The sequence below is a fragment of the Enterobacter sp. ECC-175 genome, from assembly GCF_043968675.1.
Lineage (GTDB): Bacteria > Pseudomonadota > Gammaproteobacteria > Enterobacterales > Enterobacteriaceae > Enterobacter.
Genome location: NZ_CP143776.1, coordinates 3030374 through 3043117 on the forward strand (window position 1 = coordinate 3030374; position 12744 = coordinate 3043117).

The 12744-nt window shown below is 54.7% G+C and carries 10 protein-coding genes and 1 pseudogene; all 11 read right to left on the bottom strand.

Annotation, left to right across the window (positions count from 1 at the left end; genetic code table 11):
- Positions 1-20: 20 nt before the first annotated feature.
- The 11 genes and pseudogenes from V1599_RS14415 to V1599_RS14465 all read right to left on the bottom strand — a co-directional run bounded on the left by V1599_RS14415 (position 21) and on the right by V1599_RS14465 (position 12712).
- Entirely contained in the window at positions 21-935 is a 915-nt protein-coding gene (locus V1599_RS14415) for an OmpG family monomeric porin (protein WP_112011709.1), read from the bottom strand.
- 61 nt (positions 936-996) lie between these two features.
- Positions 997-2076 carry an ABC transporter ATP-binding protein gene (locus V1599_RS14420; protein ID WP_297120878.1) on the bottom strand — a complete coding sequence of 360 codons (1080 nt, stop codon included), beginning with the start codon at positions 2074-2076 and terminating at the stop codon, positions 997-999.
- Positions 2077-2757 (bottom strand): beta-phosphoglucomutase, encoded by a 681-nt coding sequence (pgmB, locus tag V1599_RS14425; protein WP_395300313.1) that lies wholly within the window; start codon positions 2755-2757, stop codon positions 2077-2079. It lies immediately after the preceding gene.
- Positions 2747-5026 carry a glycoside hydrolase family 65 protein gene (locus V1599_RS14430; RefSeq protein ID WP_395300314.1) on the bottom strand — a complete coding sequence of 760 codons (2280 nt, stop codon included), beginning with the start codon at positions 5024-5026 and terminating at the stop codon, positions 2747-2749. Before V1599_RS14430 ends, pgmB begins: the two co-directional genes overlap by 11 nt.
- Positions 5020-6078: a Gfo/Idh/MocA family protein gene (locus V1599_RS14435; protein WP_395300315.1), complete on the bottom strand. Its 1059-nt coding sequence runs from the start codon at positions 6076-6078 to the stop codon at positions 5020-5022. The genes V1599_RS14430 and V1599_RS14435 overlap by 7 nt, the downstream gene beginning before the upstream one ends.
- A gap of 11 nt (positions 6079-6089) precedes the next feature.
- A complete protein-coding gene (locus V1599_RS14440; protein ID WP_112011705.1) occupies positions 6090-6878 on the bottom strand; it encodes a sugar phosphate isomerase/epimerase in 789 nt (262 codons plus the stop codon).
- A 17-nt stretch (positions 6879-6895) separates the two neighbouring features.
- Positions 6896-7948, bottom strand: a complete 1053-nt coding sequence (locus V1599_RS14445; RefSeq protein ID WP_395300316.1) for a zinc-binding alcohol dehydrogenase — start codon at positions 7946-7948, stop codon at positions 6896-6898.
- Between the two features lie 27 nt (positions 7949-7975).
- Positions 7976-8818, bottom strand: a complete 843-nt coding sequence (locus V1599_RS14450) for a carbohydrate ABC transporter permease (protein ID WP_112011703.1) — start codon at positions 8816-8818, stop codon at positions 7976-7978.
- Positions 8805-9686: a carbohydrate ABC transporter permease gene (locus V1599_RS14455; RefSeq protein ID WP_112011702.1), complete on the bottom strand. Its 882-nt coding sequence runs from the start codon at positions 9684-9686 to the stop codon at positions 8805-8807. The genes V1599_RS14450 and V1599_RS14455 overlap by 14 nt, the downstream gene beginning before the upstream one ends.
- Before the next feature lie 22 nt (positions 9687-9708).
- Positions 9709-11000: pseudogene (locus V1599_RS14460) on the bottom strand (ABC transporter substrate-binding protein).
- A gap of 14 nt (positions 11001-11014) precedes the next feature.
- On the bottom strand, positions 11015-12712 hold the full coding sequence (locus V1599_RS14465) for a sugar phosphorylase (protein ID WP_395300317.1): 1698 nt from the start codon (positions 12710-12712) through the stop codon (positions 11015-11017).
- Between the last annotated feature and the right edge of the window lie 32 nt (positions 12713-12744).

Genomic DNA, 12744 nt, shown 5'->3' on the forward strand with positions numbered 1-12744 from the left:
ACGCCCCCGGCGTTTACTCGTTAAAAGGCATAATTAACGCCAACGCCCGCATAGTGGAAACGGTCGCTGTCGCCCTCATCGTGGTTTTCCCACTCGTAAGCATATTCGAGCGTCATGGATAAACCATTCGTAAAGTCATAGGCATACAGCAGGCCAAGACGGTTAAAGTCATGACCTTCGCGTTCTGGATCGTCCTGCCAGTCCCAGTTTGACCAGCGGTCCAGGCCAAGCCGCGTATACGGCGTGAGCGTGGTATTGCCCAACGCAATCGGCAAATAGGCACGAATTTCCTGGGTGGAGAACTCGCCGTTATTACGCGAACCATCCATATTGAAACCGCGCTCTAAATAGTAATTCACCTTCGCTGAGAATGTTTCGTTGATGGACCACGTAAACCCTGTTTCAGTTTCTACACGACTATCGGCATAGCCGGTTTTTTCCAGATCGTTAGCGAACTGATACATGGCTAACCAGCCGCTAAAGCGCCAGTCATCCGTGAGTTTAATATCCCAGTCAGGCTGAACTTTATAACGCTGCATATTAGCCGTTCCGGCTTTAGCGCCCTGCTCATCTTTGAAATGGTAGCCATAGTTGCGGAAACCGCCGGTCAGCCCGAGCGTAAAATCATCTGTACCAATAAAACGATAGCGTAATTCAACCTCTGGACGATCGAAATAGGAGCCACGGGTCATACTGCTGTAATCAACCGTCCCCTCCTGATACATGGCAAGAGAAATTGTCCACGCATCCCAGGTGGCGTTAAACCAGACGGAAGGCTCATATAAGCCATCTTTGTCTTCGCCCTGCCCTTCGACGTTTTCAATTTCATACATAGCGCCAATATTAAACTCCCACTGTTTTTCAGTTTCGGCAGCCTGCGCACAGCTAACCCCTGCGCATAAACAAAGCGCAGCACTTCTTAGTAGAGTACTCATGAGTTATTCCTTTAAAATTAAACAAACAAAAAAGCCGGAATAATATTCCGGCGTACAACACCTATCGAATAGCCGCTTCCGTTTCTGCATCGAAGAAATGGCATTTATTCATATCGAACTGAATATTGATATTATCGCCGGCCGCGTAATCATTTGCGGCACCTGCGCGAACGACCAGCTCGTGTCCGCCAACGGTGGCATAGAGCATAAACTCGGCCCCGGTTAGCTCTGCCACGCTCACCCTTGCCTCTGTACCGCCTTCTGAGTCAGCAGTCATAATGTCTTCAGGACGAATGCCAAACACAATGGCTTTACGCTGATACCCCTGCGCATTCAGCGCGGCAAGCAGGGCATCAGGGATTTCCAGACGCAGCGTTTCCGTCACAAAATACCGGTCGTCAATCGCACCGCGAATGAAATTCATCGCAGGCGAACCGATAAACCCTGCGACGAACATATTTGCCGGTTCGTTATAGACCTGCTTCGGCGCGCCCACCTGCTGGATGATGCCATCTTTCAGGATCACAATACGGGTCGCCATGGTCATGGCTTCCGTTTGATCGTGCGTAACGTAAATCATGGTGGTATTCAGCTTCTGGTGCAGCTTGCTGATCTCCGCTCGCATTTGAACGCGCAGCTTTGCATCCAGGTTGGACAGCGGTTCATCCATCAGGAAGACCCCTGCCTCGCGCACAATCGCACGGCCCAACGCTACGCGCTGACGCTGTCCACCGGACAGCGCGCCGGGTTTACGCTTGAGGTATTCTCGCAACCCGAGGATCTGAGCAGCCCAGCTCACGCGCTCTTCGATGATCGAAGGCGCAATTTTTTGCATCTTTAGGCCAAACGCCATGTTGTCGTAGACCGTCATATGCGGATACAGGGCATAGTTCTGGAATACCATGGCGATGTCGCGAGCCTTAGCAGGCACGTCGTTCATGCATACGCCGTCAATCACCAGTTCGCCCGCGCTGATCTCCTCCAGCCCGGCAATCATGCGCAGCGTCGTCGATTTACCGCAGCCTGACGGTCCCACAAAAACGATAAACTCTTTATCCTCGATTTCGAGGTTAAAGTCCTTAACCACGTGGACCTGGTTATCGTAGATTTTCTGGATATGTTTTAGAGAAAGTTGAGCCATTTATGAGTTCCTTATCGATACGGTCCGGGACGTCCAGAAATCCGTCAGGCGGTTCCACGTCAGTTCCCGCGTTGAGCAAAGCTGCAGCGCCGCGCGCTCAAGGCCAGGCCCAATCCCCACGGATAACATGCCCGCAGCATTGATTGCCTCCACTCCCGCAGCGGCATCTTCAATGCCTATCGCCTCTTCTGGACGCACGTTTAGCCCTTCACAGGCCGCCAGGAAAATTTCCGGATCGGGCTTAGAGCAGATGATGCGTGAAGCGTCGGCACAAAAATCAAACGCTGACGCGATGCCTAGCGCATGCAGAATGCCGGGCGCATTAAGGGAAACGGATGCCAGGCCGGTTTTTACCTTCGCCGCGCGAATATCGGCCAGCAGTTCACGAATGCCCGGCAGCATTGACGCCTCGGTCAACGAGGCCAAAGACTGGACGTAGCGCGCATTTTTCTTACCCGCCAACGCGAGGCACTGTTTATCGCTGAACGCGTCCTCTTTTCCGCCGTGACGCAGAATGCGCTTGAGCGACTCCATGCGGCTAATGCCTTTCAGCTCGGCATTAAAGTCCTCGTCGATGGTGATTCCAATCTCTTCCGCTACGCTTCGCCACGCAAGAAAGTGAAGGTGTGCGGTATCGGTAATCACCCCGTCTAAATCGAATATCACCGCTTTAAGCATCATCGCCGCCCTCCCTGGTAGCGGTCCCATTAACGGACGTAAGAAAATCCGCAGCTGCGAACTTTTGCTGTCCCGAAACCTGAATGCGTTTACCCCAAAGCGTCAGCGTGACGGGCTCTGACGTATCCAGGTTTAACGTTTCGCCGTCAAAGGCAACGCGTAGCCGCGCGTTTCGCCAGCGCAGTGGAAACGCGAGCGTCTGCCAGTGCGCGGGAAGCTGAGGCGCAAGATGCAGCTCGCCCTCCATCACCTGCAGCCCGGCAAAACCCTGGACCACGCCTGACCAGATAGCGCCGGTCGCCGCGGCGTGGATGCCCTCATCGCTGCTGTGCGGATCGCTGCCTAAATCAATGGCAACGCCATCGCGCCAGAAGGCGTAAGCGCTGGCAATGTCGCCGCAGCGGGCGGCCACAATGCCGTGAATGGCTTTGCTAAGAGACGAATCATGAATTGTGCGAGGCTCGTAGAACGCCAGGTTGGCGGCGCACTGCTCGCGCGTGAACCGCTCCGGCAGCAGGTAGTTGAGCATCACAACGTCCGCCTGCTTGAGGATTTGCATCTCATTCACTTCCGCGCGGGAATAATCCAGCAGGATAGTTTGCTTACCCGCATGCGCCTTATAGCGGCTCAGGTCGATAACCGGTTTGGAGAGGAACGTATCATCCTGTGGGATCACCCCGTCCTCATCCGCGCGCGGCAGCCAGAGGCGCGTAAGAAAACGCGTGGCATTTTGCGAAAATGCCGGGTCTTCACGCCCAAATCGCGCCATAAACGCCACCGCGCTCGCCACGTTATGCCAGGCAAGGTAGTTGGTGTAGGCGTTGTTATTGACGTGCTCCGTGTATTCGTCCGGTCCAATCACGTCATGGATTTCCAGCCGACCGTTAGCCTCCGTCGCGCGTCCCATCCAGAATGTGGCCGTTTCGATAAGCAGCGTCAGCCCTTCATTGCGCATAAAGGCGTCATCCTGCGTCGCCTGCCAGTAGGCCACTACGGCCCACGCGATATCCGCAACAATGTGGTGTTCCGCCAGCGCGGAAGCGACCTTTTGCCGCATGCCGGTGCGGATATTGATGGCCGCAAACTCCGGCGTCTCTTCCTGACCGCTGGCGGCGCTTTCCCACGGGAACAGTGCGCCAGGCCAGCCGTTGCGCCGCGCCTTTTCGCGCGCGCCAGAAAGATTGAGCCAGCGATATCGCAGCAGGCCGCGCGCGACGTCTGGCCGGGAAAAAAGATGGAAAGGCAGAAGGAAAATCTCGGTGTCCCAGAAGACGTGCCCTTTATACCCTTCTCCGGTCAGCCCTTTTGCCGCAATACTGCAGCGTTCGTCATGCGCGGGCGTCATGGCCGTCAGATGCCAGACGGCATAATCCATCGCTATTTGATCCTGAGGCGCCGAGGACGTCACCGTCAGGCGGCAATCGCGCCAGACGCTGTCCCACGCTCTTGCCGAGCGTTCCAGCAGAGAGGTGTAGCCTGTGGTTGCGCAGGCGGTGAGATCGGCCAGCGCGTTACGGGCAAAAGTGGCCTGCGAAAGCGCCCTGTCGCGGCGATGCGTGACCCAAATCACCTTCTCAAGCGTTACGGTGTCACCTGTTGCGACATTAAGCGCATGATGGTTAAGGATCTGGCGGTTTTTCGCCGTAAAGCAGCTCTCGCTAAGCATCGACAGGCGGCAGCTTGCGGTTATGACCACCTCTGACGTGCGGTCCTGCGTTTCATACACGCCCTGCATGACGTGTTCGTCAAACACCCGCACGGAGGCTTCATCAAGGTGTTGCCTGCCGCTGTTGGTTTGGGTTGCATCAATGCCGGTTTTCAGTACGATGTGCCCTGCCTCATCCAGAGGCGTGATTGAGAGCTGAAGCGCGGCAAGCGGCAGCTGATCTAACGATGCAAAACGTCGGCTCTCCAGGCGGTAGCGTTTCCCTGCGGGGGTACGCCAGACCACACTTCGGGTCAGCTCGCCGTTGGCAAAAGCCAGCTCTCGCTGCCAGCTCAGGCATTCTCCAGACATCAGCGAAAACGGATTGCCGTCCAGTTCGATATCAATGCCCATCACGTCCGGCAGGTTGACCAGCTCGCTGGTCTCATTGCGCCCGGCGCGATGATAAAGCCCGGCGAGATACATACCCCGCGTTTGCTGGGTGTAATCCTCTTCGTGCGCGGCGCGGATACCCATGTAGCCATTACCGCAGGCCATTACGGAGGCGAACTTGTTCAGGCTGTGCGGGCAAAAAGCCGGATCGGTTAATACAGACAGGTTCAGCATAACGTTACGCTTTCTCCTTTTTCCGCCGCCTCATACAGCGCAGCCACCAACTGCTGGATAACCAGCCCCTGCTCCGCATCGGCGATCATTACGGGCTCGCCCATCACGTGACGTACGAACGCATCCATGCTGCGCAAATGCCGCTGGTCATCAGCTTCTTCGCGCGCTAAAAGCGTCTGCAACTCGCCGCCTTCGTCAGTGTAAATCTGCGCTGGAAACAGCGTTGCCCCCGCTTTTTCTCCGCAAAACGACACGTTCATGATCGACTGCTCGCGAATGTTGAGGGCAAAGGAGGTGTCCAGACGGAGAATGCCGCCGTTGCAGAACTCAATCGTGCCAAACAGCGCATCCTCAACGGTAAACTGAGCCGGGTCCCACTCGCCAAACTGGCCGCTGCTTTTACGATTTCCCAGCCGCTGGAAGCTATGCGCCGTCACCCGCTTAACGGCCGGAAAGCCGAGTACGTACATTGCTGCATCCAGCATGTGGATCCCGATATCAATCAGCGGCCCGCCGCCCTGGAGGGATTTATTGGTGAAAACGCCCCAGCCGGGAACGCCACAGCGGCGCAGCGCCTGCGCCGTTGTGAAGTAAATCTCACCGAAGGTCCCGTTCATGACGGCATCGCGCAGCAGCTGCGTATCCAGCGCAAAGCGGTGGTGGAAATCATACGCCAGCACCTTTCCCGCCTTGCGGGCGGCCATGCGCATGAGATCCGCTTCCTGCGGCGTCATGGCAGGCGGCTTCTCGCACATAACGTGACACCCTGCCTCAAGCGCCGCCAGCGCGTGTTCAAAGTGAAAACGGTTTGGCGAACATACGCTCACGATATCGGGTTTCACCGCATGCAACATTTCGCGAACGTCCTGCCATGCAGACGCAATAGCATGACGTTCAGCAAACGCCTGAGCCTGCTCAAGGCGGCTGTCCATGACGGCCACCATTTGAACATCACTGCGCGTGGCGTAATACGTGGCATGCACTTTGTCTGCTACCTGCCCGGCACCAATGATGGCGACGCGCAAAGGAGAAGAGGTTGAAGCACTCATCACGCTTGTCATCCTTAGCATTCACGCAGGTACGTCAGAGAGTCCTGATAGGCCTGCGCCGGATCCTCTGCGCGAACGCGGCACTCGTAGACCACATATCCCTGATAGTTATCCGCACGAAGCTGGTCAAACAGCGCTGAAAAGTCCAGGCATCCGCTTCCCGGCTGGTAGCGGTGATTATCGGCAATATGAACGTGACCGAGCAGGTCGCGGTTGTGATGCAGCGCGTCCGTCAGCGAGTCTTCTTCAATGTTCATATGGTAGAAATCGCCGATGATCTGCACGTGCTTTAGCGCATTCTCTTCAATATAACGACGCGCGTCCGCCAGGGTGTTAATCATGTGATCCTGATAGCGGTTCAGCGGCTCGAGGTACACGGTCGTTCCCGTACGCGCAGCCACTTCATCAAGCCAGCGCAAGGACGCGCTGACCGCTTTGCGATCCCCTTCCAGGCTGCGCGGCGACGTCATCGGCGGCAGGCGGAAGGTGAACATTCCCCATGCGGCAGGTACGATAATGCCCTTCCCACCGACTTCGGCGAGCGCTTCAAGGATGCGTTCAATTTGCTTCAGTCCGTTCAGGCGACGCTCTTCGATGAAGTCGCCAATCCATCCGTCATAGCCGCCGCATGCGGTTGTTACCGGTAAGCCCGTTGCTTTGATGGCCGCTTTTACCTCGTCGAGGTTTTCGACCAGCAGCTTGCCGTCAATTTCGTAGCCATCAAATCCCATTGATTTGATGTACTCAAATTTTTCCAGAATGGTGGTCGGAAAAAAGGCCTGGTTTTGCGTTGCGATTTTCATTATTTGCTCTCCTTAGCTTAAAACGTGACGCCCATTTTGATGCTCAGCTCAGGGTGCTGATCCACGTACTGCATATAGCTTTCCGCACTGGTCTGGAAAGTAACGACCGGATCGATCAGATCCTCACAGTTGAGGTAACCGTTCATCAGCAGCTCCCAGCAGGTTTCTTCGATGCGCTTGCGGCTCCAGCGCGGATAGTCCGGGTTCGGTTCACTGCACGCGCGGGAGAAAACAATCTTTGCGTTGTTGAAGTGGGCTTCACGCCCCAGGTTGAAGCCTTCGGCAAACGGCTTGGCGAAGGCAACGTAGGAGATGGTGCCGCCATACGCCAGGCCGCGCAGCGCAGACTGGAGCGCGTCTGCGAAGCCGCTGGTTTCGATAATCACGTCCGAGCCCTGTTTGCCGGTCAGCTTTTTGATTTCCAGACCGACGTCGGTGCCAATCGGGTTCAAACAGTGGTCTGCGCCATGGCGACGCGCAATGTCACAGCGGTGCGCGATAGGATCAACGCCGATAACGACAGAAGCACCGGCTTTTTTCGCCAGCTGAACCGCGATTTGGCCAATCGCCCCCAGGCCCACGACGACGACAAAATCCCCTACCCGCACGTTGGCATCGCGCACGCCGCTCATGGCGAACTGCGCCGGGTCATAGCACACCGCGTTTTTCCATGACGCGCCCTGCGGCATTTTGCGCAGCTTATAGTTATTGACGGCATTCACGATCACCGTTTCCTGCAGCGGTCCGTAGCTGCAGACGGTATCGCCTAGCTGATAGTCGGTGACGTCAGCACCGCATTCGATCACTTCACCGACGATCATATTTCCCAGCTGAAACTTGCCGAATTCGATACCGCGAGCCGCCCCCGCCTCTCGCGGCGTAAACATCTGCCAGTCGGCGTTAAACTCTTCATCGATAAACGGGCTGGCCGCGCGGAAATCCACAACCTCCGTGCCGTGCTTCGGCGCGCCGAACTGGACGCGGACTTTAACTTCACGTGCCGCAACGGGGCGGTCTTCATACTCTACCAGCGCCGCTACGCGAGGGGCTGTCGCAACTAACTTTTTCATCGTAACTCCTTGTTAAAATTGGCCGCCTTAGCCTTTTACGCCACCGGCGGTCAAACCACTTTTAATAAAACGTTCGGAAAGCGCGTACATGATGACAACCGGAAGCGCGGTCACCAGCGATGCCGCCATCATGCGGCCCCAGATATAATCCGGCGTGCTAAAGAGCGTGTTCAGCCCAACCGGCAGGGTAAAGTTGCTGGCACTGGACAGGAAAATAGAGGCGAAGAGGTAGTCATTCCACGCCACCATAAAGCAGTAGACAAAGACCGACACCAGGCCGGATATCGCCAGCGGCACCGTAATGCGGAAGATGATCTGCAGGCGGTTCAGGCCATCCATCATCGCCGCCTCTTCGATCTCATCCGGGATGGTGTCGAAGTAGCTTCGCAGCATGAACACCGAGGTTGGCAGCGTCTGGGTCACCATGGTGACGATCAGCGCCAGCTCCGTGTCGTACAGCCCCAGTGCCGTGATGATTTTGAACAGCGGCACGACCAGCAAAATCCCGGAAAACATATAGACGGTATAGAAACTGGCGTTGATGGTGGTGCGGCCCTTAAAGCGCAGCTTTGATAAGGCATATGCCCCCAGCGTGCCGAGGAACACCGCAATCACCGACGAGGTCAGCGAAACCACCATGCTGTTTCTGAAATAGTCCACAAACGGAAAGATCAGCGGATTAAAGATGTCGACGTAATGCTGCAGCGTCCACGCTTGCGGCAGAATCGTTGGGTGCAGCGAAATCGCCTCCTTCGCGCTCTTGAACGACGTCATCAACATCACGAAAAACGGGAACAGCGTGATAATCAGGAACACGGCCAGCCCGAGATAAAAACCAATACGGCTCAGAACGCGTTTATTTGTTGCCATTGAGGTTTACCCTTTTTCTGGTCAGCAGAATGACGGCGAAAATAATCACAAACAGAACGACGGATATAGCGGCCGCTTTCCCCAGGTCATTGAACGCAAAGGCGGTTTTATAGAGATAAACGCCCAAAATATCGACCTTGGTGGTCAGCAGGTAGACGTCTGCAAACATGTAGAACATCCAGATCGTCCTGAGCGTCACGACCGTTGCCAGCACCGGCATAATGGCGGGCAGCGTGACGATACGAAAACGCTGCCAGGCGTTCGCGCCATCCATTTCAGCGGCCTCATACAGCGATTTATCCACCGTTTGCAGAATCGCCAAAAAGGAGATAAAGGCGTAGGGGAAGTAGCGCCAGATGGCGAACAGCACCACCAGAACAAAACTGCTGCCCGGGTTGTCGAACCACAGCGGCGCCTGGTCATACAGGTGCAGGAGATCGACGCCCAGATAGTTCACAATCCCGTAGCCGTTGTTGAACATGTATTTCCATGCAAACACCAGCGAAATCGAGGGCGTAACGTAGGACAAAATCACCAGCGAACGCGCGGTTTTGCGCAGTCGAAACTCGCGGTTAAAGAAGATGGCGACAGCCAGCCCCAGCCCCGTGCTGCCCAATACCACCAGCGCGGTGTACCAGAACGTCATCCACAGGGAGTGCCAGAATGCCGCATCCCCCAGAATGCGTAGGTAGTTATCCAGCCCCACAAACACCGCATCAATGCGCGGGTTCAGCGGCAGGCGTAAAAAACTAATTTCAATGTTGGAAATCATCGGCCAGGCCACCAGGCCCCCCAGCAAAATCAGGCTGGGGGCCAACAGCAGCATGGCGAAAGGCATATCTGAACGACCAGAAAACAACGTCTTCATAATTCCCTTTCGCAGAGCGCTCCTAGTGTTGTGAAATGAGATCGCTCAGACGCTTCTGGCTACTGCTTAAGGTTGCGCTGAGATCTTGTTTACCGACCGTGACGTTATGCACCATGGAACTGATAATGCCGGAGCCCGTTACGTCACCCATGCGCGTGAAGTTTTTGTCACCTACGGCACCGAACACCTGCAGGTTCGGGAACTGTGCGATCAGCTCATAGGGAAGCTGGCCAAATGCCTGAATGACGTCATTTGATTTCCAAGTGTCGGTCCCGACGACCAGCTTATTGACCGGCAGCGCGGCACCGGGCGACATCATCACCCAGTCAGTGGCGTTTTGCGCTTTCTCCATCCAGACGACAAACTTCTTCGCCGCGAGGGTCTCCTCTTCCGTTTGACCCGAGGTAAGGGTAAGAGACGTCACCATGCCATAGACCGCGGAGGACCGTTCGGTCGGTACAACAAAGCCCAGGTTGGCGGGATTTCCTTCGCTAAAAACGGCCGGCAAAATGTAGGTGGAGTAAACCGCCATCGGCGCAGAACCGTTCATAAGGCGTCTTTAATTTCCATGACGTCGTTTGAGCCCGGCATCGTGGTAGCCGCCAGGTTTTTATAAAAGGCCAGCGCTTTTGCCATGGCTGGCGTGTCAATCTGCACGTTGCCGTTTTCATCAAAGACGTTCGCTCCACCCGACAGCGCGAACTGTGAAAACGCCTGTTCCGTCATCACGCTTTCCGCCGTGGGCAGCGCGATACCGTAATGTTTACTCGCGGGATCGTTGAGCGCCTGGCTGGCTTTAAGCAACTGCTCCCAGTTGTGCGGCTCCTCAATGCCGGCCGCGGCGAGCGCGTCTTTGTGGTACCAGACGCCTGAAAGCCAGGCGCTTATCGGCACGCCCGTCCACGCCGAGCCATCCTCGGTACGTACGACGCGTAAGATGCCGTCATAAAAGGTCTCTTCCCCGACGGCCTTAACGGCTTCGCCGATGGCGTCCCGGTCGAGCAAATGCTCTTTGTCCATGACCTTCGCGTAGTCATGGCTGATTTCGATAATCTCCGGCAGCGCGCCGGTACGGGCCAGCGTAATGACCTTGGTGTTATAGGCGTCTTCTTCTACCGGAACCTGTTTTACGGTAATGCCGGGGTTTTCTTGCTCGAATTTTTCAATAAGTTTCGTAATGACCGCCTGACGCTCCTGCTCCACCGACGAGTGCATAAATTCGATGGTCACCGCTGACGATTTATCGTCTTTGCAGCCCGATAACAGGGCGCAAGAAACCAGTGCTGATAACAGCACAATCTTAGGTATCTTCATTTTTAGGTCCTTTTTTAGTTTTCTTTAATCCACATAACCTGCCATGGATTCAGGGTAAGTGCCGTGCCTTTAATAATATGTTGCGTCAATAATTCCCGGCCATAGTGCGTATTTGAAAGCAGGGTTTGTTCGGTATTACTGAAATTGAACAACCCTGTAATGCGTTCGCCATCGCCTGCAGTGCGCGTAATTTTCAGAATACATTTATTCACCACATCAAACTCTGCCCTGCTCGCAGGATGAAATGCTTTCTCTTTACGACGAATGACAATAAGCTCACTTAAGCTCTTATAAATTTTATGGCGTAGCGTTTCACTATTTTCCAACTGAGCATCCACTTCGCCTGCTTTAAATTTCTTACGATTGATGGCGCGGTTATATCCCAACCGCTCAACGCCGTCATAATCATTACGCGAACCGAGAATGCTTTGAATATAAACTGCCGGCACGCCTGGGAAACTCAGTAGCACGGCATGCGCCAATATAAATCGGGCAATGCGCTGGTCATCTTCACCGTCGCGAGGGCTTAACGCGTCCAGATAGGTCACATTAATTTCATAAGGGCTTCGCGTACCGTCAGGGTTATTTTTCCAGTTAACCAGCGCCCCTTCCTGCTGGAGCTGTTCTACCAGCGCCAGAATGTCAGGCTCGGGCAAAATGCCGCGCAGCGGGTTCAGGCCAATGCCATCGTGCGAAGCGAGGAAGTTAAACCACGTAGTGTTCGCTGAAGGCAGCGACAGCGACGATGCCCAGCGCACCAGAGCCTGCACATCCTGACGGTGAACCGCATGCAGCACCAGCGGCGGCAGTGAAAACTGATACACCATTTGCGCTTCGTTTTCGCCGTCGCCAAAGTAGGAAACGTTGTCTTTATGCGGGACATTGGTCTCGGTGATAATGACCGTACCCGGGGCTACCGTGTCGGTGATGGCGCGGAAAAGCTGGATCAGGCGGTGCGTCTGTTCAAGATGGATGCAGTTCGTACCGGGGATTTTCCACATAAAGCCAACGGCATCGAGACGAATGTAACGCGCCCCTTCCAAAAGGTAGTGCAGCAGGACGTCTACCATCGCAATCAGCACGCCGGGAGAGGCGAAGTTCAGGTCAATCTGGTCTTCGCTGAAGGTCGTCCAAAGATGTTTGATGCTGCCATCATGCAGCGTAAAGGGTGTCAGAAGCGGTAAAGCGCGCGGACGCGTGACCGCTGATAAGTCAGTCCTGGGATCAACGGCAATAAAGAAATCTTCATAGCCAGGCTTTTGTTGGAGATAATGGCTAAACCATTCGCTTTTCGCTGACATGTGATTACAAACAAAATCAAACATCAGGCTTGCAGAGCATTTTAATTCGGCAACATCTTGCCAGCACCCGGTTTCTGGAGCGACCTGGTGATAATCAATAACCGAAAACCCGTCGTCAGATGACCAGGGATAAAAGGGCAATAGGTGAACATGTGAGAAAGAACCTGAAAGCCATTTATTATAAAAGCGCGTAAAAACAGGTAATGCCTTCTCCCCTTCCTGCGAAAATTGATCCGCATAGGTTATCAGGACAACGTCTTTTTCATCCCAGCCTGTTTTACGATTTTCACTAATTGCGTGACAGGTTTTATCTATTTTCTCAAAAAGCACGCTTCGATGCGTTTCAGAAAACGTTTCACCATAAACAAGATCTAACAAACCATTAATTTTATCGTTCACAATGTTTTCCATGGTAGCGGTCCCACGGAGTGGCAATCTACTCC

What these genes read in the sequence shown, in the direction of transcription:
- V1599_RS14420 (WP_297120878.1), bottom strand. Translation starts at nt 2,076, where the DNA reads ATGGCTCAACTTTCTCTAAAACATATCCAGAAAATCTACGATAACCAG.
- V1599_RS14430 (WP_395300314.1), bottom strand. Translation starts at nt 5,026, where the DNA reads ATGCTGAACCTGTCTGTATTAACCGATCCGGCTTTTTGCCCGCACAGC.
- V1599_RS14415 (WP_112011709.1), bottom strand. Translation starts at nt 935, where the DNA reads ATGAGTACTCTACTAAGAAGTGCTGCGCTTTGTTTATGCGCAGGGGTT.
- V1599_RS14440 (WP_112011705.1), bottom strand. Translation starts at nt 6,878, where the DNA reads ATGAAAATCGCAACGCAAAACCAGGCCTTTTTTCCGACCACCATTCTG.
- pgmB (WP_395300313.1), bottom strand. Translation starts at nt 2,757, where the DNA reads ATGATGCTTAAAGCGGTGATATTCGATTTAGACGGGGTGATTACCGAT.
- V1599_RS14450 (WP_112011703.1), bottom strand. Translation starts at nt 8,818, where the DNA reads ATGGCAACAAATAAACGCGTTCTGAGCCGTATTGGTTTTTATCTCGGG.
- V1599_RS14465 (WP_395300317.1), bottom strand. Translation starts at nt 12,712, where the DNA reads ATGGAAAACATTGTGAACGATAAAATTAATGGTTTGTTAGATCTTGTT.
- V1599_RS14455 (WP_112011702.1), bottom strand. Translation starts at nt 9,686, where the DNA reads ATGAAGACGTTGTTTTCTGGTCGTTCAGATATGCCTTTCGCCATGCTG.
- V1599_RS14445 (WP_395300316.1), bottom strand. Translation starts at nt 7,948, where the DNA reads ATGAAAAAGTTAGTTGCGACAGCCCCTCGCGTAGCGGCGCTGGTAGAG.